Origin of the sequence: Nostoc sp. PCC 7524 (genome assembly GCF_000316645.1) — a bacterium.
Taxonomy (GTDB): domain Bacteria; phylum Cyanobacteriota; class Cyanobacteriia; order Cyanobacteriales; family Nostocaceae; genus Trichormus.
The window spans coordinates 31,799-55,457 of sequence record NC_019677.1 but is presented as its reverse complement, the minus strand read 5'-3'; the positions used below and the strand labels follow the sequence as shown (position 1 = coordinate 55,457).

The 23,659-nt window shown below is 39.5% G+C and carries 26 protein-coding genes and 1 CRISPR repeat array (1 of these 27 only partly in view); of the genes, 11 read left to right on the top strand and 15 right to left on the bottom strand.

The window, feature by feature from the left end; genetic code table 11:
- The first annotated feature begins 89 nt into the window (after nucleotides 1–89).
- Together NOS7524_RS27505 and NOS7524_RS27500 are read left to right on the top strand one after the other, a co-directional pair.
- Nucleotides 90–506, top strand: a complete 417-nt coding sequence (locus NOS7524_RS27505) for a hypothetical protein (protein ID WP_015116169.1) — start codon at nucleotides 90–92, stop codon at nucleotides 504–506.
- Nucleotides 507–571: 65 nt separating this feature from the next.
- A complete protein-coding gene (locus tag NOS7524_RS27500; protein ID WP_015116168.1) occupies nucleotides 572–766 on the top strand; it encodes a hypothetical protein in 195 nt (64 codons plus the stop codon).
- A gap of 155 nt (nucleotides 767–921) precedes the next feature.
- On the opposite strand, the gene NOS7524_RS27495 is transcribed toward NOS7524_RS27500, so the two are convergent.
- Together NOS7524_RS27495 and NOS7524_RS27490 are read right to left on the bottom strand one after the other, a co-directional pair.
- Nucleotides 922–1,212, bottom strand: a complete 291-nt coding sequence (locus NOS7524_RS27495; RefSeq protein WP_015116167.1) for a hypothetical protein — start codon at nucleotides 1,210–1,212, stop codon at nucleotides 922–924.
- A gap of 117 nt (nucleotides 1,213–1,329) precedes the next feature.
- Nucleotides 1,330–1,713 carry a helix-turn-helix domain-containing protein gene (locus tag NOS7524_RS27490; RefSeq protein WP_015116166.1) on the bottom strand — a complete coding sequence of 128 codons (384 nt, stop codon included), beginning with the start codon at nucleotides 1,711–1,713 and terminating at the stop codon, nucleotides 1,330–1,332.
- 251 nt (nucleotides 1,714–1,964) lie between these two features.
- Here NOS7524_RS27490 and NOS7524_RS27485 point away from each other — a divergent pair, with 251 nt between their 5' ends.
- From NOS7524_RS27485 to NOS7524_RS27460, 6 genes are all read left to right on the top strand, one after another.
- Complete coding sequence (locus NOS7524_RS27485; RefSeq protein WP_015116165.1) at nucleotides 1,965–2,789, top strand: MarR family transcriptional regulator; 825 nt, start codon at nucleotides 1,965–1,967, stop codon at nucleotides 2,787–2,789.
- Nucleotides 2,786–4,159 carry a replicative DNA helicase gene (gene dnaB / locus NOS7524_RS27480; RefSeq protein ID WP_015116164.1) on the top strand — a complete coding sequence of 458 codons (1,374 nt, stop codon included), beginning with the start codon at nucleotides 2,786–2,788 and terminating at the stop codon, nucleotides 4,157–4,159. The genes NOS7524_RS27485 and dnaB overlap by 4 nt, the downstream gene beginning before the upstream one ends.
- A 6-nt stretch (nucleotides 4,160–4,165) precedes the next feature.
- Complete coding sequence (locus tag NOS7524_RS27475) at nucleotides 4,166–5,284, top strand: hypothetical protein (protein WP_015116163.1); 1,119 nt, start codon at nucleotides 4,166–4,168, stop codon at nucleotides 5,282–5,284.
- A gap of 78 nt (nucleotides 5,285–5,362) precedes the next feature.
- Complete coding sequence (locus NOS7524_RS27470) at nucleotides 5,363–5,662, top strand: hypothetical protein (RefSeq protein ID WP_015116162.1); 300 nt, start codon at nucleotides 5,363–5,365, stop codon at nucleotides 5,660–5,662.
- Nucleotides 5,663–5,863: 201 nt separating this feature from the next.
- Nucleotides 5,864–6,130 carry an HNH endonuclease gene (locus NOS7524_RS27465; protein ID WP_015116161.1) on the top strand — a complete coding sequence of 89 codons (267 nt, stop codon included), beginning with the start codon at nucleotides 5,864–5,866 and terminating at the stop codon, nucleotides 6,128–6,130.
- Nucleotides 6,131–6,258: 128 nt separating this feature from the next.
- A complete protein-coding gene (locus tag NOS7524_RS27460) occupies nucleotides 6,259–6,633 on the top strand; it encodes a hypothetical protein (RefSeq protein WP_015116160.1) in 375 nt (124 codons plus the stop codon).
- 81 nt (nucleotides 6,634–6,714) lie between these two features.
- On the opposite strand, the gene NOS7524_RS27455 is transcribed toward NOS7524_RS27460, so the two are convergent.
- The 5 genes from NOS7524_RS27455 to NOS7524_RS27435 form a co-directional block, all read right to left on the bottom strand.
- Nucleotides 6,715–7,980 carry an IS701 family transposase gene (locus NOS7524_RS27455; protein WP_015116159.1) on the bottom strand — a complete coding sequence of 422 codons (1,266 nt, stop codon included), beginning with the start codon at nucleotides 7,978–7,980 and terminating at the stop codon, nucleotides 6,715–6,717.
- A 132-nt stretch (nucleotides 7,981–8,112) separates the two neighbouring features.
- A complete protein-coding gene (locus NOS7524_RS27450; protein ID WP_015116158.1) occupies nucleotides 8,113–8,526 on the bottom strand; it encodes a DUF6632 domain-containing protein in 414 nt (137 codons plus the stop codon).
- Nucleotides 8,527–9,034: 508 nt separating this feature from the next.
- Complete coding sequence (locus NOS7524_RS27445) at nucleotides 9,035–9,286, bottom strand: hypothetical protein (protein WP_327084614.1); 252 nt, start codon at nucleotides 9,284–9,286, stop codon at nucleotides 9,035–9,037.
- A gap of 150 nt (nucleotides 9,287–9,436) precedes the next feature.
- Nucleotides 9,437–9,640: a hypothetical protein gene (locus NOS7524_RS27440; RefSeq protein WP_144050963.1), complete on the bottom strand. Its 204-nt coding sequence runs from the start codon at nucleotides 9,638–9,640 to the stop codon at nucleotides 9,437–9,439.
- A gap of 87 nt (nucleotides 9,641–9,727) precedes the next feature.
- On the bottom strand, nucleotides 9,728–10,228 hold the full coding sequence (locus NOS7524_RS27435; RefSeq protein WP_015116155.1) for a hypothetical protein: 501 nt from the start codon (nucleotides 10,226–10,228) through the stop codon (nucleotides 9,728–9,730).
- 191 nt (nucleotides 10,229–10,419) lie between these two features.
- On the opposite strand from NOS7524_RS27435, the gene NOS7524_RS27430 reads away from it, so the two are divergent.
- Together NOS7524_RS27430 and NOS7524_RS27425 are read left to right on the top strand one after the other, a co-directional pair.
- Nucleotides 10,420–10,908 carry a hypothetical protein gene (locus tag NOS7524_RS27430; protein WP_015116154.1) on the top strand — a complete coding sequence of 163 codons (489 nt, stop codon included), beginning with the start codon at nucleotides 10,420–10,422 and terminating at the stop codon, nucleotides 10,906–10,908.
- Between the two features lie 20 nt (nucleotides 10,909–10,928).
- Nucleotides 10,929–11,132 (top strand): hypothetical protein, encoded by a 204-nt coding sequence (locus tag NOS7524_RS27425; RefSeq protein WP_015116153.1) that lies wholly within the window; start codon nucleotides 10,929–10,931, stop codon nucleotides 11,130–11,132.
- 39 nt (nucleotides 11,133–11,171) lie between these two features.
- On the opposite strand, the gene NOS7524_RS27420 is transcribed toward NOS7524_RS27425, so the two are convergent.
- Complete coding sequence (locus tag NOS7524_RS27420; RefSeq protein ID WP_015116152.1) at nucleotides 11,172–11,384, bottom strand: hypothetical protein; 213 nt, start codon at nucleotides 11,382–11,384, stop codon at nucleotides 11,172–11,174.
- Nucleotides 11,385–11,592: 208 nt separating this feature from the next.
- Here NOS7524_RS27420 and NOS7524_RS27415 point away from each other — a divergent pair, with 208 nt between their 5' ends.
- A complete protein-coding gene (locus NOS7524_RS27415) occupies nucleotides 11,593–11,901 on the top strand; it encodes a YciI family protein (protein WP_015116151.1) in 309 nt (102 codons plus the stop codon).
- Between the two features lie 27 nt (nucleotides 11,902–11,928).
- Here the strand turns inward: NOS7524_RS27415 and NOS7524_RS27410 are convergent, their stop codons facing one another.
- From NOS7524_RS27410 to cas10, 7 genes are all read right to left on the bottom strand, one after another.
- On the bottom strand, nucleotides 11,929–13,797 hold the full coding sequence (locus tag NOS7524_RS27410; RefSeq protein ID WP_015116150.1) for a 3'-5' exonuclease: 1,869 nt from the start codon (nucleotides 13,795–13,797) through the stop codon (nucleotides 11,929–11,931).
- Between the two features lie 229 nt (nucleotides 13,798–14,026).
- Nucleotides 14,027–15,556 carry a hypothetical protein gene (locus NOS7524_RS27405; RefSeq protein WP_015116149.1) on the bottom strand — a complete coding sequence of 510 codons (1,530 nt, stop codon included), beginning with the start codon at nucleotides 15,554–15,556 and terminating at the stop codon, nucleotides 14,027–14,029.
- A complete protein-coding gene (gene cmr6, locus NOS7524_RS27400) occupies nucleotides 15,553–17,469 on the bottom strand; it encodes a type III-B CRISPR module RAMP protein Cmr6 (RefSeq protein WP_015116148.1) in 1,917 nt (638 codons plus the stop codon). The genes NOS7524_RS27405 and cmr6 overlap by 4 nt, the downstream gene beginning before the upstream one ends.
- A 5-nt stretch (nucleotides 17,470–17,474) precedes the next feature.
- Nucleotides 17,475–17,870: a hypothetical protein gene (locus NOS7524_RS27395; protein ID WP_041556003.1), complete on the bottom strand. Its 396-nt coding sequence runs from the start codon at nucleotides 17,868–17,870 to the stop codon at nucleotides 17,475–17,477.
- Nucleotides 17,871–17,890: 20 nt separating this feature from the next.
- Nucleotides 17,891–18,670, bottom strand: coding sequence for a type III-B CRISPR module RAMP protein Cmr4 (cmr4, locus tag NOS7524_RS27390; protein WP_015116146.1), 780 nt, complete (start codon nucleotides 18,668–18,670; stop codon nucleotides 17,891–17,893).
- A gap of 9 nt (nucleotides 18,671–18,679) precedes the next feature.
- Nucleotides 18,680–19,786 (bottom strand): type III-B CRISPR module-associated Cmr3 family protein, encoded by a 1,107-nt coding sequence (locus NOS7524_RS27385; protein ID WP_015116145.1) that lies wholly within the window; start codon nucleotides 19,784–19,786, stop codon nucleotides 18,680–18,682.
- A complete protein-coding gene (gene cas10, locus NOS7524_RS27380) occupies nucleotides 19,786–22,746 on the bottom strand; it encodes a type III-B CRISPR-associated protein Cas10/Cmr2 (RefSeq protein WP_015116144.1) in 2,961 nt (986 codons plus the stop codon). The genes NOS7524_RS27385 and cas10 overlap by 1 nt, the downstream gene beginning before the upstream one ends.
- A 307-nt stretch (nucleotides 22,747–23,053) precedes the next feature.
- Nucleotides 23,054–23,659: direct repeats of the CRISPR family, unit length 36 nt; unit sequence GTTTCCATTCAATTAATATCCCCAGCGAGTGGGAAT; it runs 3,999 nt beyond the window's last position.

Sequence of the window (23,659 nt, the reverse complement as noted above, 5' to 3'; positions counted from 1 at the left end):
TACCAAGGACGCTGTTACTTTGCTCAAAAATGCGGTTACATAGGTTATGCCGTATTATAAAGTTATAGCATAACCTTTAAAAATGGCTTATGGAAGAGCGCATCAGCCAAATCATTGAAAACATCCAGCTTCTAGCCCAACTTAGGCAACAACTATTAAAGAAGCCGCTAGCACCGCCAGGAACGTGGATACATGAGTATGAAGTAGTCAGGTATTACCGCAGTGGAAATAGAGAAATTTACCGATACGCCAAGTGGCAAGCTGATAACCCAATTTTTAAGCGAAATCCTAAACCAAAAGGACATCCGCCAAAAAAGGGCAAAGACCCTGAGTTCACTTGTCACCAACACATCGGACGAGTCGGTAGTACCACGGGATTAGGAGCAGACCCAGAAACCGAAGCAGCCTATGAAGAATGGGAAAACCGCAAGCAATTAGAGTCTATTGAAGAGTGTCTAAATCAGATAGAATTGCTACTTGCTAAAGTTATGCCAAAAAATAAATAGAAGGCATAACCTATTTAAAGGCATAACCTATTTAAAGGCATTTTTCCTCTAAGAAAAACTATGGTATGACTAATCACTATGCTGAAATTCGCATTATGGCCACCCAGACAGATTTGCAAGTTTGGCTGTGGCTACTTCATAAATTGCAGGATGATGACAAAATTATCGAGATTGTAGAAGAGAGTAAACCTTATGCTAATAGGGGAGAATCTAAGCTGTATCGAGTGTACATCAAGGCTAACCTAATCAGTGGTGAGTAACGCATCACTCACTCCCTACGCACCATTCCAAAAGAACTTGAGGTCAGGCGATCGCACCATTCAAAATAAGTAGATGAGATGTTTGGGGAGCGATCGCCAAAGCGGGGCATAGCCCATCGCCCCACTTCTCCCAGAACTAAAACCTGTTAACAGCTTTATTTTGAATGTTGATTTTTTTCCGATTTCATAAAATCGGCTAAAGCTTGAAAAACTGTTTCCGGGTCAAATTCTGAAGTATTTTGAATGATGGCAACACCAGAATTAAGACAGATAAGTGAACCTGCTACCACAGTTAATCCTGAGCCTGCAAGACCGAGAACCTTTGCCCTAGACTCCGCCGGCAGTGCCTGTAATTGCTCTGCTAGCAAAACTTCTTTCTCTGGAACCGGCAACATACTCAACACGCGGCGAACATCGTCTAAGCAAATACAAAATATCTCTGTCATACTAAGTATGATGTTAATGTCATGTTAATAACATGATACTGCGATGGCTTTATCAACATCCTCAGTATGAAGCTAGGGCAAACACTGATTTTTCTCAATGTTCAGCATAGCTAAAATCTATACTGCGATCGCTTGATCAACATCCTCGTTGTGGATGCGTCCAAGGCGCAATTGCTTCCACTTGCGACCAATGGCAATCATCGCCGCTTCCATTTCATCATCGTTAGCAGCTTCAATCATTTTCACCAAGCTTTTAGCAGCGTCTTCTTTTTCACCTAGCTGTTCCCCAGCAAGCAACTCACAAAAGTAGCGTTTTGAACCAGGGCTAAGTTGCTCCATGCCTTCTAGTAAGCTTGTCAAGGTTTCCTGGCTAACCCACTTTTTCCCGTTGCGAAAATCAGATAAGTGATTAGGACTAATGCCAACCATAGCTGCAAGCTCTTTACCCTGGACTCCATAACGATCCATTGCCTTTTTGAATAGCTGGTAAATCTGAGCCATAAGTTTTTTGTTGACCTACAATTAAGCTGTGAGTATTATTATATATTATATTAAGCTATTAGGTTAATCAAATTAATCTAATAGTTGATTTGATTATATCCAGACAAAATTGCCCCAGCAAGCAAACTTACTAGGGCATCTTGATAAACCTATTCAAATGTTATGACAATTGAGCATCTTCCACAAACGCTGAAAGACGGATTTTTAGCGGCTGATTATGTCACATTTGTAACTCTGGTAAGGGGGCAGATGTGAAGATAGACGGTAAATTCTACCCACTACAAAACTCTGAATGGGTAAAAATTTGTAAAAGCCTTACCAAATCCCAAATCAGTATTCTTTACTATGTGCGATCGCTTGATCCTTATGGCAATGGCATGAAAATTAGAGCCTCCAAGATTGCTGAGGATTTGGGAATTACTAAACGTGCTGTTAATGCAGCGATCGCAGTGTTAGAGGAAAAAGGCTACATCAATTTAGAAGACATTGATTACTCGGTAAAAGTTTCTGCTGGTGGGTGTTTGTGTCTTGAAAAGTTGGGAGCGGAGGAAACCTCTGAGCCAATTTTTGACTGTGACACTACGCCAACTGTCACACAAGTGGGAACAGAATTTCCCACCCAGGAACAGAATTTCCCACTTGAGAAAAAGAATTCCCACTTGGGAACAGAATTTCCCGACCGGGAACAGAATTTCCCGACCGAGAACAGAATTTCCCACCAAGAGCCTGAAGTGCCTACTGAGCAAGAACCGCAGGACTCTAAGATTAATAAGACTTATTCAGAATTTATAAATACTCTCTCAGAAGAAGAGCGAGCGAATTTTTTGGAATTTTGTGAGGAAAAAACCAAGAATTTGAGCAAGCCAGTAAACGATATTGAGGCTTGGTTAGCACACACCAATAAGGCTGGGAAAAACCGTTGGGAGGTTTATTACGAAAAATTTGTAGCGGCTACCCAAAAAGCGCAAGAGCCAGAATATAGAAGCGGTCGGGGTAGGGAAATGATGCAAAAGTTTCACGAGGAACTTGAAGAACAACGTCGGCAAGCTATGCGAATGTGTGGGAACACAGTATGACTGAAGAACTAAGTTTTCAACGGTTAAGTCATGACCGCCTGCCACCTCAAAACATTGAGGCGGAAGAGGCTATCTTGGGTGGAATCATGCTAGACCCAGAAGCGATCACTAGAGTCAGCGATCGCTTAATTCCAGAAGCTTTTTACATCAGCGCCCACAAAGATATTTATCAAGCAGCTGTGCTACTCCACAGTCAGGGTAAACCCACAGACTTGCTAGCGATTACCAACTGGCTTGCTGACCACGATTTACTTGTCCGTATCGGCGGCAGAAATAAGTTAGCAGCTTTGGTAGACCGCACTGTGTCAGCTGTTAACATCGATGCCTTGGCAGGGTTAGTAATGGATAAATATCTGCGACGGCAGTTGATTAAAGCCGGCAATGAAATTGTGCATCTAGGTTATGAGACGGAAACTGAGTTACCCAAAATCATGGATCAATCAGAGCAGAAGGTGTTTCAGGTTGCTCATCAAACCATTAATTCCAACACCGAACATAACAGCACAATTAATATTGCTGCCTACGAGCAATTAGATACAAATAACCCCATATACCCTACAGGACTGCATGAGCTTGATGATTTATTGCTGGGATTTGAAAATGGCACACTCACCATAGTTGGCGGCAGGCCATCAATGGGTAAAAGCCAGATTGCTTTATTTTTGGCACTCCAAATGATTCTTCTCCACAATTTACCAGTGGCTATTTTCTCCTTGGAGATGACTAAAAAGCAGTTAGAGTACAGGTTATGGAGTTTAATTAGTGTCACTGATGCCTACAAACATTTAGGTGTAACGCCACTAAGAAGCGATCGCATCCGCAGACATCGTTCAGGTAATAAACCCCTAGCAGACTGGGAATTCGCCACCATTGCCAAAATTGTTAACATTGCCTCAGAACTGCCTCTATACATGAATGACTCCAGAGGCATCACTGTTTCTGGAATTGCTAGTGAATGTCGTCAAATTAAAGCCAAACAAGGAAAGTTAGGTTTGGTTGTGGTTGATTATCTGCAAATGATGGCAGAGGACTCTGGTGGTAATCGCAGTTATGAACTAGGTGATGTGGCCAGAGGACTTTACAAAATGGCTGGGGATTTGGATGTACCTGTACTAGCACTATCACAAATATCCAGGGGAGTAGAAAGTAGGCAGAATAAACGTCCGATGATGAGCGACCTGAGCCAGTCGGGAATCCTAGAAATGGTAGCAGACAATATTATCTTGGCCTACCGCGACGAATACTATAACCCAGATACTACAGACCAAGGAATTTTAGAACTAATTGTGGCTAAGGCACGGCATGGTGAGACAGGTACAGCCGCCGTTTTCTTTGATAAGACCTACGGAATTATTAAAAATCTTAGGTGATGAGCCATGACTAAGACGCTTGTTGATTCAGCTAAAGTCTCTTCTAAAGTTAAAAGTTCTGGTGGCAACTATGAAATTGGCTCGTTTCAAGTAGGCGAACGCATTATTGCCCCTGGTGGTCATTTGGGTGAAGTCACGAGTGTACACAACAAGAAAATCACTATCACCTGGGAAAACGGTTTATCTGCTGAATACACCCCCAAGCAAATGCAGGCTTGGAATTACAAGAAATTAGAGCATAAAGAGACTTATTCAGTAGGCCAACGCGTAAAAGTCGCCCATCACAAGGAAAAATATTACTCAGATTGGAACTGGGGAATTATTACCAATATTTCCTCTAAGAAAATTGATGTAAAGATGGGCAATAAATTTATCATTGCCGTAGACATTGCAGATATACAGCCAGATACCGAGCAATTCTGGCGTGCTGCTTCTGGTTTGCATCCTGTACCCTCATCATTAGGGATAGATGAGAATGATCCGTGCTTTATTCGCTGTGATATTTTGCCTATTGAGGAGCAGATTAAATTATGCCAACAGAGGATTTCCCGACAGCAATGGCGCATTGATGATTTAATAGCCAATTGCAAGCATAAAAAAGAGAGGGATACTGCGATCGCTTCTTCTCAATCAATTATTGAGGAAGAAAATCTTAGAATACAAGTTTTACAATCCCACCAGCTTGAGTTGCAGCGTACACCGCAAATTCAAGATGTACATTGCCCTAGCTGTGAATCACCACTACTCAAACTTGAAGATGGTTGTGGCGTGTGTGGATGGACACCAGTGAATTTCTTAGAGGAAAGTCAGCCGCAGCCAGAAGCTGTGCAGAAGTCTAAAGGCAGACAGCGCAAGGGATGCTTGTACAAATATCTTGAAAATAAGAAGTTGAAGGATGGAACAATTGCCAGCTACCCCCGTGTAATTGGTAACAGAAAGCCTGATAATCCTACTCATTGGAGATGGGGCTTCAATTGGGAAGAGAAGATAGACGGTGAGTGGAAGGGCAGAAGTATTGGCAGTATTCCTGTGGGTGCGATCGCAATAATTCAATCAATGCAGAAAGAGGGTGTGCCACTTGAGGAGATTATTGGTTTTATTAGGAGGGCAAAGAGTAAGAAATAAATCCCTTCTGCCTTCTGCCTTCTGCCCTCTGCCTTTCTTTGATAATGTTAAAATCCCTTCAGAGGGATTGATTAAAATATGCAGACAGAAAGAATAATCGTAATTATTCCAGAGGCTTTGAGGCAAGGATTTCTCAAGCCTAGTAGAGAGTTGAATATTTGCTTTACTGATTCTCTAAATCAGGCTAATTTCTTACTCTGGATTTTGCAAGAAGGTGGTAGCAATGGATTATCTACAAGCCAGATGGTACACCGTTCTGGTTTGAATGATAATACTTGTAAATGCTACTTGAGAGAATTTGTAAAAGTTGGCTTAGTGAAAAAAGAAAAGGAACATCATAGCGAAGCAGTTTGGTTTTATAAGGAGAAAAGTAGATGATAAAAAACAAGGTAGTTCAAGTTACTTATTTTTATGGTATTTATTAATAATAGATGCTTTAAGTAAGTCGGTGGGAAAAAACAAAACTGAGTTAAGAAAGGTAAACAAAGCTATAACCCTCTTCCCTTCTGCCTTCTGCCTCCTGCCTCCTGCCTTACCATAGCGATAATTTTTAACACTGAGCTACTTATTTAATGCTTAATGTATCCTGACGATTGGAAAGAAATGGCAACCGAAATTAAGCAGCAGGCGCAATGGTGCTGTGAAAAATGTGGTTTGCAGTGTACTAAACCAGGAGAAAAACTATTAAGCAGAGTTTATACATTGCAAGTCCATCATTGGAATAGAAACCCTGCTGATAATCGGCGTGAGAATTTAATAGCTCTTTGCAGTGCCTGTCATCTTTATTATCACAGGGGTGGTAAATCTAATATTTCCCCTGGTCAATTATCATTATTTGATTCTTAGAGGATGAAGGGCGATGGCGTAACCGCCCGTTAGAGGCGATCGCAATCAATGGAGAAAGAAGCGATAGACCAGAATATGCTCAAGAAGTAGCCCTATTTTTTATATGGTATTTTTCTTAGAGGAAAAAAATGATGTTGCTAACACAACCTGAAATCCAACAAGTTTTAGAGCGGGTTAAAGTTGCTTTTCCCAACTTTACCAACTGGGAATACAACAATGAAAAAAACGGTGAATATTTTGGCTTCTCGGTGTGGGGTGAGTTTGAAATTAAGACCGAAGAACTAATGATACCCCGGCGGTTTTTTATCACACTTGATACTAATCATGAAGATAAATGGCAAGGATGTTTAACTATAGGGCTACACAGCTATCTGTGGTCAGGTGCTGATGTGGGTGATGCCCACTTAGTCAATACAGACCCTTGTGAAAGTCTAGAAGAAGCAATTACAGCACTCAAGGCAAAAATATCAGAACTATTCCAAGCTTTCTTGGCAGGAAATTAAAACGAGTAAGTAAAAAGCGATCGCCTCCGTAATAGCGTTACGTCATTGGTTGGTTTTCCTCTAACGGGACTTAGACAAAAATCAAGCCCAAATGTAACCCAAACTAGCTTTGTAAGCAGCAAACACGTCACGATTTAAGTTCAACCAATCAATAAATCGAAAAGACATGGCTGTTCTGAAAGCTTCTAAAGCTTCAGTAAAAGTATTTAAAGGTTTGTTTGCCCACCGTCGTCTTAATCCTCCAGTTAACTGATGCCAAAGAATAAAAGTATAGGCACAGAAAACCAAAATAAAATGGCGCAGTAAACTCCTTTTATCACGAACTTGATATTCTTTAAGTCCTAACCATCCTTTAGCTTCCCTGTAAAAAACTTCTACCCAATTCCTTTGAGAATATGTATCAACTATCCATTGTGGTGTAACAATTGATGAAGATATATTAGTGATGAAGTAGTCAATATCGGTGGCTGCTGAGAAAGTAGAAGCATTCATGACGATAGCAATATTTCGCTTTCCAGTTAAACTTGATATTTCCACTTCACAAGTTACTACCCATAATGTTTTGGGTTTATCCAAATCTGTTTGAATTTCTGTGAAAGCCTCTTTGGGTAAGCTCTGGGCTAATTCATCTAACCGAATTGTTTGTTGAATATTATCTGTTTGATTAACTGTTACTTTTCGATTTTTAGCTAATCCTCCTAAATATTTTAATTGCCGTTTTTCCAACTCTAATAAAAATGATGTATTGTTGCCATATCCAGCATCTACAATTACTATCCCAGGTTGATATTTTCTGTTTAGGGCTTGATCTATTAACTTGATTGCTAGTTCTGGTTTTTTCTCAAATAGAGGATCTTGTTTTCCTTGAGCTAAAGAATCAGCGTGTTGATATAACTCTATATCTAACGGTAAGCTTTTTCTGCCATCATATAAATGCGTTGTTACTACTACGATTCCATTATCTGTTTTGCCAATTTCTCCAATATACTGTCTCCCCACACCAGCAGTAAAATTACCACTTTTTCTATGACCAGAATCATCAATTATTAAGCTAAAACCTCTACTAATTCTCGTTTGACTGCACTTATTCATGATTTCCAATCGACGCTCATTCACCTGCCCACTAGACCAAGGTGCTTCGGTCAAAAAGTGATGTAATCGGTGGTAAGTTACACCTACAGCATTATCCGCCATTTGAAACAGGTTTTTTCTCTCACTTTCCCCCAGTAATCCCCCTATATAGTGTCTAAACTCTCTTTTTTGAGCTTTATGAGTAAACACATCATCAAATCTTTGACACCATCTTTCAAAGCACGGGGGCATCGCTGTGGGAGTGGTTTCTTTCATGAGCTTTTTCTAACGTGAAAGCTATGTTAGTTAAGCATTATACTCTTTTTGGGCTTAATTTTTGTTTAAGTCCCGCTAAGAATGGCATGGAGCGGTCGCGTTGTTGTAAGGCACTCCCCTAAACTATACTTTTCAGGGTAAATGAACCTTTGGGGCAGTTTCACTATCAATTACACTAGACACCACTTTGCGCGGCGTAAGGAAAGCAAGGACAATTGCCACCAATAACAATGCTGGAACATCACCAAAGAGGTGTCCACGTTCAGCAGGATCAATTACTGCGTGTACCGCCATAATTAGTCCGTGAACTAAACTTGACCAAACAGTGAACCAGATTAAACTGAGGTTCGCTTCTGGTTGCCTTGAAGCCAACAGCAAAAAGACACCAAGCGTTGCATAAACACCAATAATCATTTGTTCATATTCGTACTGACCAGGTTGCCATAACCAGCCTGATGGCCAGATTTTTGTTAGCGGATAGATAAGTAAAAAGGCAATTCCGACAAGAATGAGAGCGATTTGTAAGTAACGATGACGCTCATCCATTGCTCTAACCTCTGCTATTTATCGGTGTAGTCTCTATCAAAAAACCGCTTAGTTTGTAATGGTATCGCCACTGGTGATACTTCAGTTTTGGAGTGTTAGAAATTTTAATGCTATATTCATTGTTTTGGAGTTCGTTAACACTTCTTTTCGCTGTGTCTGTGTACACAGAATTTTATTCCATCAATTGAATGTGAATATATTTCGCATTGGCAGAGCTTTATTAGTTAACTAATAAACCTACCACCAGCACAATTTGAAGTTACAAATAAAAAGCTATTTATTCATCTAACAAAAGTTATAGGAAAATATCTGTGAATGGTTGGCTCACAAATTCAAGATTTATGCTTCTTGAGTTCCCCAGCCGGGGATAAACCAGTGCTTTCCTCGTTTCCTCGTCATCTTAGAACATAAATGTAAATTGTGTAAATTAATACTGGTAAATATCTTAGCGACAGTGTAGAGCGATGCCTACGGCGGTAAACTACGCTCAAAGCAAAAATTCTTTGCGTCAAGAGGAACTTGGTTCATCTCTACCAATACCTAATTCTCTTAGCTTGGTTTTGACATCTTCCCATTTTTGACCGCAGTAGTAGTATTTTTTATCTCGCAGGTTTGCTAAATAATACCCAGGCTTACCGCCATTAATACGGAACAATTCGATGGCTACATTCTGATCCGTTGTGCCAAATTGCTCGGCTCTATTGGTTAATTGCGTAGGCTCGTCAGTGGGGTTGTAAAAAACTCTCCCGTTTTCTTTCACAAACCAGTCAACACCCGATCTTCTGTAAATTAGGTAGTGAAACGGAAAAACAATTTTAGACATAGGCTAAACTAAAACTAAGAATTAAAAGAGAAAGGAGAAGCCCCCAAGGGCTAGTTGAGGGCTTCTTTGATTTAGTCTAGGTCGAGGTTAGGATTCTTCATCTTCATCCTCGATTCCTAGATCCTCACGGACTTCTTCGCCAAATACGATCCGGCGATCGCCTGTTTCCCCATCTTCCTCAACCCATCTGTCTTGAGTTGTCTGGGTATCCTCATCAAGATGTTCATAAGTTTTCTTGATGTCTGGATCTTGGCTGTGTCCGTTTCCACCTGATTGAACTACTTTTATCACCTCCCGAATTGAGGGTATCAATTTTGCCCTCATACTTGTAATTATCACTTATTTATCTAAATTCGTAAACCATTTTTTGAATAAACGTTAACCATAAATTGGATGAGATTGATTCATGATTTCTATGATTTCGGTAATAGGAACTTCACTTGTGAAACATTCAGTCCGACCATCAAAGTCGTTAACCGGTCGGTAAGAGAACTGTGCAAAGTGCTGTAAAATTAATTCCTCCTTTTGAAGAACAGAAGTAAGTAAATCTTCAACTTGATGTATTACATTAACTTGATAATTTTTACCAGGAAACCTTTTGTTGATGGGAAGCCCTGTAACACCAATCTTTATGAAAGTCTCATCAGGAAATATAAATTCTGCTAAATAAAGATATTTTCTGGTAGTCTTTTCAAGTTTTCGATCCTTATGAATCAAAATAATCTTTTCTGTTGCGATCGCATCTAGCAACTGTCCTGTAGAACCTTCGTTATCGTATATGTAGCCTAGCTTTTTAGCTATTTCTTTTAGTTTATCTGCTGTTCCAGGGTCTACCCTAGCATGAATATTAGTACGGTCAAGCTTCTTTCTGCCTACCATAAATTATCAATAAGTGGTTTACAGATATTGTAACAACATTTTTTTGCTTTGAGGTGATAGCGAACTGACAAGTCAGTTCTAGGGGATAATCTACAAGTTGGTAAGCTAGCCGTAGTACCTTGGAAGAAAATCAGCTAAACCTATTTTCAGACTTGACCCCTACACCAGCACGTAGAACAGAAACACTGGTGATGAGTGCTGATGCCTTGCTGAAGTGGAAGGCGCAGATTTTACAGTATCAGCAACGGGTGAGGGAAACCAAGCCAGTGCAGCAGGCGACATTATTTGACCTAGCTCCAGTGCATTGTGACCCAGACAGGATTGATCCGTTGCAGTTGGAAGTGCGATCGCTCTCTTTTTGGAGGATGCCAGCTGATAGCCCCGGCGATGCGTGTTTGTACTTTGTTGTTGACTCTGCGGCTGGCTTAATTTTGTATGTGGGGGAAACCTGCCGCAGTAACAAGCGGTGGAAAGGGATTCACGGCTGCAAGGATTACATTGCAAGCTATCAGGATTTACATTATCGCTATGAGATGAAGACAGCAGTAAACATCACGTTTTGGTGGGATGCTCCGGTGGAGCGACGCGCACGGCAGCAGCTAGAGTTGAGCCTGATTCAAAAGTGGCGCACTCCATTTAACAAAGAAAATTGGGAGCGATGGGGACAGCCGTTTAAATAGAATGTTTTGTGGTAATTACAATGTCTAATGATTTTCCTTTCCAAAATCCTGACCAACTACAGCAATGGCATCAAGGTATAAAAGACGCTAACCGCAATAATATTTTCTGTCACTGTCGTAGTTGCGGTTATGAATGGATGGATTCAGAATTTGATGTAACTTGTATTCAATGTGGTAGCAAAGATGTAGAAAGTATTTCATCTTGGCAGTTTCCAGATGATTAATCTGTTAGTTGAATAGGGCGATCGCACCTTCTCCTAAAACTAATCCTCCCAAACTGCCATAAATTCTTCCCACTCTTCATCAGTCTGGGGTGGTTTGTCTTGTGTCAGTCCCACCAGCCGCGCTATTTTCCTGGCTTGCTCTGGACTTTCACCAAGTTCTATCAACTGGTGTTCTAAGTTGGAGTCGTAGCCTTGGGTTAGTAACTGGGTGTATTCAGTATCGGTTATGCCCAGGTTGTGGATGTTTGTCATGGGGTGTTGGGGTGTGGGGGAGAGGGGGCGATCGCTCCTATATTTTCCTCTAAGAATAAAAAGCGATCACTCTTTTCCTCTAAGAATTTCAAGATTTTCATAATGGTGAGGAACGCAACTATTATGAGGATTCCCATTTGATGGGTTGCAATGGACTGCGCCCTAAAAATACCATTACACAAGCAGATAAATCATTTAACAAGAGCATATGTCTAAACTGTTTGCCGTTGTCGTAGCCACTGTTCCAGAGTATTACGAGTATAAAAAGGTTCACCCAGAACATGACCAAGACCAACTGGCTTGGTTTCGTGAGCAGCAGGAGAAAGGAACACTACTGTGCTGTGGCCCGTTTTTTCCTCACGATGGAACGGGGCTGTGGGTAATTCAGGCGGAGAATTTAGAAGCGGCTCAAGCCATTGTCAACAGTAGCCCCCGTGTACGCGATGGAATGTTAGCTGACTCTGCTAGAGTTGTGGAGTGGCAGGTTCACATTGGGCATGAGCGTTTTGAGAGGTAAAGCGATCGCTTACGCTTAGGTTTTCCTCTAAGAATTATGTTGTAATACTGCCTCCAAACGCCGAGTAAATTGGGAGGAGCGATCGCAAGTCAGAATCAACTGCTCAATCGCCCTTGTCATTCCCACGTAAAGTAACCGCGCTTCTTCTTCTGGTGTGCTGTGTCCGTACTGGTCAGGCATAAAACCAATGCCAGGAATTAACACCATTGGGAACTCTAGCCCTTTAGATGAGTGCATAGTCATGAGTTTAATGCTTGGCTCATCTGGGTGATAGTTGCGACTTTCACTGTTGGCATTTACCCATTCGATGGGGATTTGCATTTTTTGGAAGTGGTTGTATATGCGATCGCCCATGAATCTAAGGCGATAAATAATGGCTATTTCGTTCCAAGCTGTACCACGCTCATGCAATTGTTGCACCCGTTCGGCTAGATAATCTACCTCATGTTTAAAACTGGGAAGTTTAATTAAATCTGGTTTTGCTCCTTGTCTTCCTGCACTAGCTGGTTCTATTAATACCACTTGGTCATCATCCCCGGTGCTGGGGGTCATCACTTCCTTAGCAAATTCGTAGGCTACCTTTAACACCTGTTCTGTGTTGCGGTAGTTGAGTTTTAGTATGGTGGTGCGTCCTTGTGCCTGGATGCCTACACTCTTAAAACTAAATTTCTTGTCGCGTTTTTCGCCGTAGAGGTTTTGAGCATCGTCATAGAGAATAAGCAAAGAATTGGTTTCTGGATTGACCATCTGTGCAACCAGTTTTAACCACTCCCCTTTAAAGTCGTGGCCTTCATCTAGCATCACAGCGTCATAAGTTCCGGCTGGTATTTTTTGAGCGTCAACGGCGGCGATAACTCGGTTTACCAGTTCGTTGATGTAAGCTTCACCTTGATATTCTCTAAAGTCAGGTTTGGGGATACGGTATTTCTTGAGTAAATCCATGCACCAGCCGTGAAAGTGTCGTACTTTGATGCGGCTGATTTTGTTCGGGTCTTCTTGAACCACCTGCCTTAGTTTGGCAGCAAGAGAGACATTGAAACACAGTACCAATATGGGCTTATTACCAACTTGAGCAAGATGCTGACAACGGTAAGCTAAAATCATGGTTTTACCTGAACCAGCTACACCATGAATTACCCGATGCCCGTCTCCCAAACTCCTGGCTAACTGTTCCTGTTGCAAGTCCATAATTTTGAGAATATCTGGGATTTGCAACTGTGGTGATTCTTCAGTGGTGGTGTCTACATCAAATAAAGATAATTGTTTGGCACTGATGCGTAAATCTGGGAAGATATGCCACCGGATTCTATCTATTTGGCTGCTAGTAAGGGTCTTGCCAAATTGATATGCTGATAAATCCCAAAGCCGTTGTTGAAACTCACCTGCATCGGTGCTAGGTAGCATCTCATCTTTGCAGATAACCAAGTGTGACTCAAATACGGCTGGTAGTTCACTTTCATTGAATGCTTTGCGGGTAATGTTAGTCAATACCACACCGTAACCGTAGGGGATGATTAGTTTACCTTGATAATTACCTGCTTGCTGCACCAAAAGAGCATCTTTTTCTAGCATCTTGTTGACTGCTAGGGCATAATCTCTGGCCTGTTGTAGTGGGTGTTGAACTTCCTTGACCCCATCCTCAGTAATGATGGTGACTGTGGAGGGGTTGATACTTTTAATAGTGTCGAGTTTCCAGTCTTTCACCTCAAGGATGAACAAGCCCCGGCTGGGGTGCAGCACAATAAAATCTGGATGTAGCTGCTTTTTACCAACTGGTACGTCATACCATAGCAGGTAATCATCCTCTAATTTTTCCTCCAAACGCTCGGCTAACCTCCTCTCGCCGGGGGTCATTCGCATTGAGCAGCTATTAAATGAGGGAATTAGGGTAGCCATAGGTAGATGTTTACAGGGGCGGTTCTACTGGTAGTTTGCCCTTTACAGGGGCGATCGCATACTTGATTTTTCCTCTAAGAATTTGGTTGGAGGCGATCGCTTATTGTTATAGTTGCGTTTTCTCAAGATGCAGCATGGGAAATGTCTAAACTCAGGTTGACCCTTAATCTTTGATAAATTTGCAATGTACAATTAGTAAAACTAACTCTATGAGCATTCAGGTAAAGTATTAACTAGCATCTTGAAGATAATTCAGCCCCCATTGATATAGCGATCGCATCAACAATTGATCCAAGCTAGGAGGTGTGCTAATTTCTTTGAGTACATCCATCATCAAGTTCTTAATGACTTCTGCTGTTTCTGGGTATTGAACAGGGAAACCATTATTAGCCCAGATAGCACGAATTATTCTTGGTGTGATAGATTCACCTTTATGAATAATTTGATTACGGTTTTGCCGAATATCGTACAACAGTTTAGACCATTTACTATCTTGATTGAATCTTTTATACTGACACCAACCTTGCATTAATTCTGCTAGCGATGGGTCATTACTTTTAGCTAATATCCAACCTTTAGCAATCCAATTGTGTGTTATTGATTGGATATATAATAATCGTTCTAAGAGTTGAGCAAACTGAATAAATGCTGTTGTATAAGTTTCTCGTTTCAGACACAGTTCTAAGATAATGGTAGATTCCCATAGATTAATAGTTTTGTCAGCTTGCATTTTTTGAATTTGGGTTTTCCAAGTTGTAACTTGTTCTGCATTAACTAAGTTACTCACATCATTAGAACCTATCCAATCTTTGAGTTTGCTGTAAAACTCATCATTTGATTCACAATTGCTATATTGTGCTAAAAAACCAGCTAATTTATATAAAACTTTATGACGATTTTGGTGGACTGATAACCAAATTTGTGCTTCAGAAAAATCGCCTCTTTCCCAAGCTGATTTAATACGTAGTTTTTCCAATGACCAAAAATATTCTGCCATTGGAATTAATGTAAAACTCTGAGAATGATTAGCAGTTACTAAACCATTTTCTAATTTAGTAAAAAATTCCTTTGGTTCATCAGGACTGGCATTAAATACTTGATATTGACGGACTAAAGCTGCTGCACAAATTTCTACATTAGAAGCAATTACAGGGGTACATCCTTTTGTTTGTATCCAGAGTACAAATTCTTCATCTTTAGTAGGTGAAAAAGCATTGATAGCTTCTTTTAAAACTAATTGTTCTAATTCTTGCCGAATTGCTTCGCTATCATTAGCGTTGATTTTTGGTGCATGAATATCAACTCTAACATCAGGAAATAAACTTTTAATTTTACCTGCCATTAATTCTGCTATCCACAGTGTATCAAGGCGGCGATAATTCCAAGGAATGTTTTCTGGTTGGTCTGTACCCCAAAGAATAATATGTTTTAATCCTTGTTTAATTCCTGATCCAATAATTGTTTTATCTAGCAATAATTCAATATTATTAAAATCACCACCTAGCCATTCTTTACAATATTCATAGTAGCGTTGTCCTAAATCTCGACCACTCCAAGGATAGGTTGTATCACCTTCTAGATGATTACCTCGTTCTATTCCTAATTCTTGATATAATTCCTTGATATGGGCTGGATAGCCAATATTACCATCTGCACCAAAGGAACGGATGATGCCATCTTTACAACGCCAACCTATTTGCCTAGTTCCTACGGTGATGATGAGAGTATTAACATGATTCGTGCTATTTGTTGTTTTCATAGGGGAAAGATTTGGAGTTTGTTTTGTAATTTTTCTAAATAATTTCTACGGGGATTTTCACTAGCACCAAATACGGTGACTACTTGGTAATCACCTAAATCTGCAATCCATACAGGGGAAGGTTTGACTTCTCTACCTACTTTTCCGCAAAGATTACCGTCATAATTATCATTGAACTTTAATTCTTTGCTATGGAGAACTGCTAACGCATAAGGTTTACCCAACACTTCTTTTCCAGAACAGACAATTATCCGACAATTAGCATCAATAGCTTCTGTCCATTGGTGATTACTAACTAAACCACAATTTCTTGTCTGACGATAGTTAAAATTTATGCCTAAACCTTGTATTGCTTGATAGAATGCTTCTATTCTTTGTCTGAACAATCTTTGAAATTTTTGAGTATTTTCAGGTAATTCCCAAAATGAATCTTGACTATCAGCTATCAAATTTGAACCACGCCACCAGGGGGCATATTGGCGATTTCTGCGAGAATAACATGGTCTTCTTGCTCCTTGCCCAATACCACCTAAATGAAACATTAGCCAAGTAAGATTTGTAATTAATTTTTGGAAATTATCTTTTTGATTATTGGGTGTTCCGGGTGAGTAATTTAATGTTAAAATTCCGGATTGTTCACCAAAATCATCATCTCTGTTTAGAGAATTATCTCTAATGGTTTTACCTTCTAAAACTCTGACCATTAACCAGCCATATTCTTTACTAGGATTAATTCCACCAAAGATTTGATTTTCCCAGTATTGAACTGTTTCAGGTTCTAAAACTCCTAATGCAAAAGTTCTAAACCAATAACGTAGCATTGATTTGAATGCAACGGGACGGACTTCTGCATGATTAATTGTATCTGGTTTTAAGTTTCCCTTGTTATCAGTTCTCAATTTACCTTCTTTGTCTTTTTGATAAGGCTGGTTAACATTTTTAAACTTTTGATGACCATGAATTAATTGACCTTCTACAATAAAATCGATTCTGAAAAATTCACTTTTAGGAGTAACTTTACCTGCGGGGTTTAATTGACCATACCCAGTGTTAATCTGAGAGCCTACTCCAGCTTGTAAACCTCTAATTAACCAATGTTTAACTTGTTCTAGAATTTGTTGATTTTGGTAACCATTGGCTAACCTTAATCCAATAATAAACATGGGTTTTTCTAAATTTAGAAATGGATTGGGATTAGGACTGTATTTTGGTGAATTATTCTCCCATTGCCAAATATTATTAGCCATATCTACAGCTAATACATTTTGATTTTGATTGGCTAAAGGATAAGCATCTAAAAATACAACTTTCCCTGAGCGATCGCTTGGATTTTTAGCATCTAAAGACCCAAACCAAGGTGCAATTTGTTTTTCTGCATCTTTCCATTCAATATTTTTTTGTGCCATTATTTCCCTAATAGCTTGCGTTCTGGCCACACCGCGCAGGGTGCTAGAGGGAATATAAGGAATACCCAAAGCATCAAAAGCAGGTAATAAGATACTTTCTGGTCCTCGGTGTCCTCCAACTCTAATTCTCCAAGGACATTGAACCCTAAAACTATTTTGGGCTATTAATTCTGTGCGTTTTGTGAGTTCTTGTAATCGCTTTGAATATTTTGCCCCCTGTTCCGCCATTTGCAATATTTGCACTTTCGTTGGATCTTTGTAGTGACTATCGGGCGATCGCATCCAACGCAAATATTCTACAAAACTGGCTTCTGAATGTGGCTGAGGTGGGTTTTCTGGATTCAACCAGGGAGACGGTATAGGAGGTTGATTGTTATTACCATTACCACGATTACCACCACCGTTATCAACCCCAACATTAATTACTCTTCTGGGTTGATTTATATTTGGTGTTGCATTTGCAGGTGATTGAGGTTTTTTAGGTTGATTAGGTCTTTCAAATACCATAATTTTTAGTCTCCCTCAATACCTGTATAAATTGCAGTAGCCCAAAAACTAAACTCTTGTGCTAAAGCTAGCCCCAAACCCGTTAAACCTAAATATTCATCTGTATTAAGATTCCTCAAAGTTGTTAAACCTTGTTGACCAGATAGATTTGGTATTCCTGAAATAGTTTGTAAAGATTCAAAAAATTTTTCTACTACTTGTTTTTTACCCTTCATTCCTTCAGGTAATGCCATCTCTTCAGCTTTTAACCGCATCATTCCCCAAGTGGAAAGATAAGTATAGAGTTCCACTGCTTGACTTTTTTGTTGTTTCAAACGAGTGTCATCTTGATTGGGTAGAGAACGCAAATTATTTAAAGCATCGTAGATAGGTGTGGCAATTGTTCTAGGGTCAAATGTCATATTAATTTCCTTAAATACTTTTACATCCATTGTTGGACAAATCCCCGCCCTAAACTTTCTTGTCCCCCAATTTGTAGTATTTCATTGGCTGCTAATAAGTTTTTGAAATTATTGTAAGATTTTTGTGATATTCCATTAGCTTGAGATGTAATTCCCCAAGGTAGATACATTAATGTATCTGGTGGAATTGCTTCTTCATAACGGAAACCACCATCTACTGATTTGTGTTCATCTAATTTGATTTTTACTTGTCGCCATAAACTCATTTGAATTAATGTGGCACAATGCTTATCAGGTAAAACTAATAAACGATTTACAGAACTGGTTGCTGAAGATTTAGGTACAAATTCTTCTGATGTTGCCCAAGTTTGTAATTGATTAGCTTGAATAATTGCATCTTTGAGATAAACAGCAGAACCATTGGCAAAGTTACAACTATATTCAGGCGGTATGGGTAATCTACCACCTTGTAAACGTTGCCAACGTTGTAATAACATGGGGCAACTAATCCAAACTACGCTATGACTTAATGATGGTACTGGCAACCATAATATAGAAGCGTCACCAATCCAAATATTTCCTTGTTCTAATTGTTGACCATCCTTTAAGTCATTGCCAAATAGTTGATATTGTGTGTCTTTATCTGTGACAATTGACCGCACTTTACCACGAAAGGTACTGGAAGGAATATACGGAAAATTAGTATGAGATTCACGGGCAATCCCTAATAAATTACCTTCTTGGGTTGTACCCCCTGTATGTAATGGTGAAAGCAGATATAAGTAGATGTATTCAATCATGTATTTTTCCTAATTCTTTTGATATTTAATCCACAACATTTCTGAATAACCCAGTTTTCTCCAATTATTTACAGGAGATTCTGGATTATCCTGAAACAATCCTTGAGGTTTATTCAAATAGTATAAACTTCCCGGCGGTGCTGCAAATACTTGCGGTGCAGGAATACTTTTATTATCCTCACCCCTAATTCGGCAACTAATTGGCACTGGTTTTTCTGTGGACATACTCACAAAATTACCATCTTTTATTTTCCATTCCCACGGATAAGGACGACATAAATTGATTCTTTGCTCGTGCTTATCTTTATGTGGTCTTTCAAAGACTCCAGGGGTCACTAAATAAGCTATTGATGTACTATTAGCTTGAAAATTATTATTTGATATTGTCTGTAGTTCTTGCCATTGTTCTTTCAATTCTGGACAAGATTGTACAATTACTCTGTGTCCTTCTCCCCCTAACCTAATTGTAGTAGGTGCTTCTATCTTATGGTTAACTCCTAGAGCAAAACTCCAATTTTGATGTAATCTAATAGCATTTTCTACAAAGTAACCATCGGCATCTTTGACTTGTTTCGTTCCTTCCTGAATACTATTATGTGAACGGGTTTCTATTGTCCAGGGTTTATCTTCATGAACCCCATCAATTACTACCCAATTATTTTTATCAATTTCTCCAGTTTCTAAATAGTCTTTAACGACAGAAAAAGGTAAATATTGTCTAAATTTTTTCTCAGAAATAGCCTCATATTTATTATCTTCCTCATCTTCATCTTTAGAATTATGAGGTTTAACTAATGGGCAAGGTTGGCTTTCATCACGCAAGGCATTATATAGATAATGAGAATCTTGTTCCCAAGCTAAAGGTACAAGGGGAGTTGATTTCACAAACCCCAACGGACGCGGAAGATATAAGGTGTTTTCTGTGCTTTGATAACATAGAAATGGCCCAACAATGCTAAAGTGTTGCTTTTCTCCCAGTAAACCCCGCAATGCTCCGGCGATAGTATGACCATTGGGAGGAAATACACTACCCGCCCACGCCCTTTCCTGTGGTGAAAATGGTTTGGCATCCCTTAACATCAGTATGTCTAATGGTGTCAATTTGTACCAATACATTAATTAACACCTCCTAGTTTGATTTCACGGTTGCGTTTAACGAAAGCTGCAAGTTTTAACCAGCTTTGAATTTCATTGTCTAGGTCTTTGGTTTGGGTGGTGATAAACAATGCTTTTAGGAAGTCTGCGAGGTTTTTCTGAAACTCTTGTTTAGCGGATTCGTTGTTTTGGAATTGGTCGCGGCGATCGCAAAATACTTTAGTCCAAGGTATGATGGCTTCTAAGCTGGGTGCTGGGTGTTGACTCCACAAACTCGCTGCTTGTTCAAATATCGCGCTATCTAATTCACCTGTGATTAATTGTTGCCACTGATAGAAAACATCAAATTTGGCGGTTGATTGTAAGGTGTTACCGTTGCCGTATAGTACCCGCACTTGTACAGCGTCTTTTTGATCACCATTAGGGGATGTATGTTCTTTGGCTTTTTCTTCAGCTTCCCAGAGACTTTCCAGAGCGATCGCTAACGGTACGGAATGATGAGCAATAACGATACCAAAGCTGATAGTGGCTGCGCTGCCCATTGTGAATAGGGGACGGTCTACTAATTGATCACTTTTACCTTTATATTTCCAGTAGTCCCCATCATTACTAAATTCATTGTGTGGGTCTTCAGCACCTCTAAAACATTGACGAATATCCCACAACCAGTTATCCCATTCCCATAGATTAGGATATGCTAAAACATCATCACCACCACTATAAATTAATCTACCAGCATAACGGGTTTGAGTGAGGTAAGGAACAAGTTGATTAGAAAAGTCCAATAATGCCCGACTTAATGCGCTATGGGTACTCGGACCCATTCTTTTAGTTAGTTCTAAGAAGTCTCCAAATTTGGTTAATGGTCTTCCACTTTTAGCAACTTTTTCGGCAAAACCATCGGGAATATAATCACCATATTTTTTGAGTTTTGTCCCTTTTAACCATTCACTCATACTATCACCATCTCCGGCTGCTAACACATACCAGTTCGATGGGTTGTTATTGGGATAGTATTGACTAATAACGTCATTAATTAATTTGGTATATTCTTCCTTTAGTTCGTCACTATTTGGTAAATCTTCCAATATCCAACCAACATTTAGTAAGCGGGGATGATATTGTTGAGGAATAGTTTGATTATCTATCCAAGGAATACCCCATTTTCCCTGCATTTCTGCGAGTATTTTCTTGGCTTCTGGAAATTTATCAACTATTGCTTTACAAGCATTTTCAAAGTTGCGTTTGTGTTTAGTATCTGTTTGATTAGCTTTCAAATACCCAGCCACACCAGAAGTTAAATCTGGATAAGATACTGTAATATTTTCCTCTCGTATCCCTAGCAGATCAGGTAAAATTTTGTGTAGACCCCGCTTCACTACTTCGGTCGCGTTTAGCTGTTCTCTACCATCAAATAAACCTGCATGATGTTTCCAGTAGTTCTGAGTTTCTCCTTCAGTAATCCAGTCTTTTCCATCCTTACCAGGATGAATAACCGAACCAATACCAGAAATCGTAGAACGTGGTCCAAATGCTGTGGGCATTTCCCAATTTCTCGCGTTTTTAACTGATGCTAAAGCAGCACGGGTAGCATCAAAAATATAACCCCACCACGAACCAACGTTAACACTAAACTTTCTACCTTGTTCTTCTAAACGTTTATTGTAGGCTTCTCGTAAAAAGTCTAATTCTTTCTTTTGGAATAGTGCTTGTTGTTTACTAACATTATATGCTTGATTTTGCTGGGTTAGCCACGGTTGTATCAGTTCATCCAAATCTTCAGGAATTGCTGCTGTTTTAAATTCTTTACCTTTGCCAATTGGTAGTGCTGTCCAGTAAAATTGCCACTGGGATTTTAACCAACCTTTCCAGGTGGTATGATTAGGGTCTAAATCTTTCATCCAATGACGTTTATTTTGTAATTCTTTTAATACTAAATCCCCAATTTTTAACCATTCCTCCAATAAAGCTTGCTGGGCAGTTTGCATAGCTGCTTGTACTCTGCCTTCTGGTAACACCAATACTATAATATTAGGGAATCCTGCGGTTAACAATGATTCTGGTGATACTTTTCCAATAAATTTTTCAAATTCTGGGTATTTCTGTAATAACCAATGGTCAATTAATGGTTGTTGATAAAGACTAGGATAAAGTAAAGTATCCGGTCCATATTGGTTAGCTAAAACCCAACAAACTTTAGCTGATAGATAATGGAGTAACCAAGAACCTGCCCAAAAATCGCGCATTTTGCGACTCGATTTAATTAATTCTTGTACTGGAGTAAAGCTGAATACTGCTAAATATGGATGAGAAATATCTTTGTTGCTAGGCCATTTTTTCACTTCCTCTAATGTTAAATCATAGCCAGCAAAACCACCTGCTAATGCTGCGGTCATGCTAACATGACTCCAAATGGAAGCGTCGGGAATGCGGGTTTCTGCTGGCATTAACATTAAGGAGCTATCACCAAATAATTCACAGGTTGCTTGGGGTAAGCAACGCCATAACCACCAATATAGTTGTTTAATTTTAGGCAGATTTTCCTGAATGATAGGGTCTTGTAATTCTGCTGGTATTATTTTTAATAATTCTTCTTCTTTACCAAATAGAAAATCTGCACGTTTACTACTAATTAATTGCTCATGAAAATTAACTTTAAAATTCTGCTTTTTTGCAGATAATAAATGTGTAATTTGTAACCCTTGTTCTGGATTTGTACTGGGAGCATAGTTAACAAAGGTGGTGGTACTACCTATGGCGGATCTATCACTCGCTGAAGTTAAATAATCTGCTATTAGCAAGTGTTGACACAAAAAGCTTTGTGATGACCCCGGTATTCTGCCAGCTTCAATCCAAGGCTGCATTACTTGTAATTGTTCAAAAAAGCTGTTTCGTCCCCGTCCACTATTATTGTGTAGTGCTTTTAACATCGGGTCATGAAGTAAACCCCAGATTTTAGCCCGCCAATATTCTTCTGACACCAGTAATTTCCTTATGTAGCTGATATGTGCATTGTATTAAGGGATTTCAGTATTTGTCTAGGAATATAAAATATCTCAACATTTGCCAAAATCATCCTGAAATCATTGATTTGTAAGCTTTACCTCTTTATATGAGTTCTATCACAAATATTTTCTTATGTTTGACATCAGTTATTATTTATGAATTGACCAAACTATAGGTTTTCCTTGTTCATCTGTGATAGTTCATGTGTATTTCTTTGATTTTGTAAGTATGTTTTTATACTTCAAAAGTATATACTCCTTTTTAGGAGTCATATCTAAAAGCGTTTCCATTCAATTAATATCCCCAGCGAGTGGGAATAGCTAAATTTGTGCGCCAAATCATTGAGCGGGAACACGAATCTCCGTCATTCAAGTTTCCATTCAATTAATATCCCCAGCGAGTGGGAATGCCACTTTTGGGCGAAGTATCAGCACCACCGCATGGTTGTTTCCATTCAATTAATATCCCCAGCGAGTGGGAATAAACAAGTAACAAAAGTAGAATTGTTAGAACGTCAAAAGTTTCCATTCAATTAATATCCCCAGCGAGTGGGAATCAGCTAGGCAGAGAACTCTCCTAGCTGATCTAAGTAAAAGTTTCCATTCAATTAATATCCCCAGCGAGTGGGAATAAGGATGATGGCATGACCCAAAGCCACCTGGTCATTGGTTTCCATTCAATTAATATCCCCAGCGAGTGGGAATCATAAAATGCTTCTGGCTTGTGCTACAGGGCATGATAAAGTTTCCATTCAATTAATATCCCCAGCGAGTGGGAATTTAAGTTAAGCATAGGAAAGTTGTAGTCTATCTCCCAACATGTTTCCATTCAATTAATATCCCCAGCGAGTGGGAATTCTAATCTAGGAGTTTGTCATGTTTAACTTCA

Excerpts from the sequence above, each read along its gene's own strand:
- NOS7524_RS27505 (WP_015116169.1), top strand. The coding sequence starts at position 90 with ATGGAAGAGCGCATCAGCCAAATCATTGAAAACATCCAGCTTCTAGCC.
- NOS7524_RS27500 (WP_015116168.1), top strand. The coding sequence starts at position 572 with ATGACTAATCACTATGCTGAAATTCGCATTATGGCCACCCAGACAGAT.
- NOS7524_RS27495 (WP_015116167.1), bottom strand. The coding sequence starts at position 1,212 with ATGACAGAGATATTTTGTATTTGCTTAGACGATGTTCGCCGCGTGTTG.
- NOS7524_RS27490 (WP_015116166.1), bottom strand. The coding sequence starts at position 1,713 with ATGGCTCAGATTTACCAGCTATTCAAAAAGGCAATGGATCGTTATGGA.
- dnaB (WP_015116164.1), top strand. The coding sequence starts at position 2,786 with ATGACTGAAGAACTAAGTTTTCAACGGTTAAGTCATGACCGCCTGCCA.
- NOS7524_RS27475 (WP_015116163.1), top strand. The coding sequence starts at position 4,166 with ATGACTAAGACGCTTGTTGATTCAGCTAAAGTCTCTTCTAAAGTTAAA.
- NOS7524_RS27470 (WP_015116162.1), top strand. The coding sequence starts at position 5,363 with ATGCAGACAGAAAGAATAATCGTAATTATTCCAGAGGCTTTGAGGCAA.
- NOS7524_RS27465 (WP_015116161.1), top strand. The coding sequence starts at position 5,864 with ATGTATCCTGACGATTGGAAAGAAATGGCAACCGAAATTAAGCAGCAG.
- NOS7524_RS27460 (WP_015116160.1), top strand. The coding sequence starts at position 6,259 with ATGATGTTGCTAACACAACCTGAAATCCAACAAGTTTTAGAGCGGGTT.
- NOS7524_RS27455 (WP_015116159.1), bottom strand. The coding sequence starts at position 7,980 with ATGAAAGAAACCACTCCCACAGCGATGCCCCCGTGCTTTGAAAGATGG.
- NOS7524_RS27450 (WP_015116158.1), bottom strand. The coding sequence starts at position 8,526 with ATGGATGAGCGTCATCGTTACTTACAAATCGCTCTCATTCTTGTCGGA.
- NOS7524_RS27435 (WP_015116155.1), bottom strand. The coding sequence starts at position 10,228 with ATGGTAGGCAGAAAGAAGCTTGACCGTACTAATATTCATGCTAGGGTA.
- NOS7524_RS27430 (WP_015116154.1), top strand. The coding sequence starts at position 10,420 with ATGAGTGCTGATGCCTTGCTGAAGTGGAAGGCGCAGATTTTACAGTAT.
- NOS7524_RS27425 (WP_015116153.1), top strand. The coding sequence starts at position 10,929 with ATGTCTAATGATTTTCCTTTCCAAAATCCTGACCAACTACAGCAATGG.
- NOS7524_RS27420 (WP_015116152.1), bottom strand. The coding sequence starts at position 11,384 with ATGACAAACATCCACAACCTGGGCATAACCGATACTGAATACACCCAG.
- NOS7524_RS27415 (WP_015116151.1), top strand. The coding sequence starts at position 11,593 with ATGTCTAAACTGTTTGCCGTTGTCGTAGCCACTGTTCCAGAGTATTAC.
- NOS7524_RS27410 (WP_015116150.1), bottom strand. The coding sequence starts at position 13,797 with ATGGCTACCCTAATTCCCTCATTTAATAGCTGCTCAATGCGAATGACC.
- NOS7524_RS27405 (WP_015116149.1), bottom strand. The coding sequence starts at position 15,556 with ATGAAAACAACAAATAGCACGAATCATGTTAATACTCTCATCATCACC.
- cmr6 (WP_015116148.1), bottom strand. The coding sequence starts at position 17,469 with ATGGTATTTGAAAGACCTAATCAACCTAAAAAACCTCAATCACCTGCA.
- NOS7524_RS27395 (WP_041556003.1), bottom strand. The coding sequence starts at position 17,870 with ATGACATTTGACCCTAGAACAATTGCCACACCTATCTACGATGCTTTA.
- cmr4 (WP_015116146.1), bottom strand. The coding sequence starts at position 18,670 with ATGATTGAATACATCTACTTATATCTGCTTTCACCATTACATACAGGG.
- NOS7524_RS27385 (WP_015116145.1), bottom strand. The coding sequence starts at position 19,786 with ATGTATTGGTACAAATTGACACCATTAGACATACTGATGTTAAGGGAT.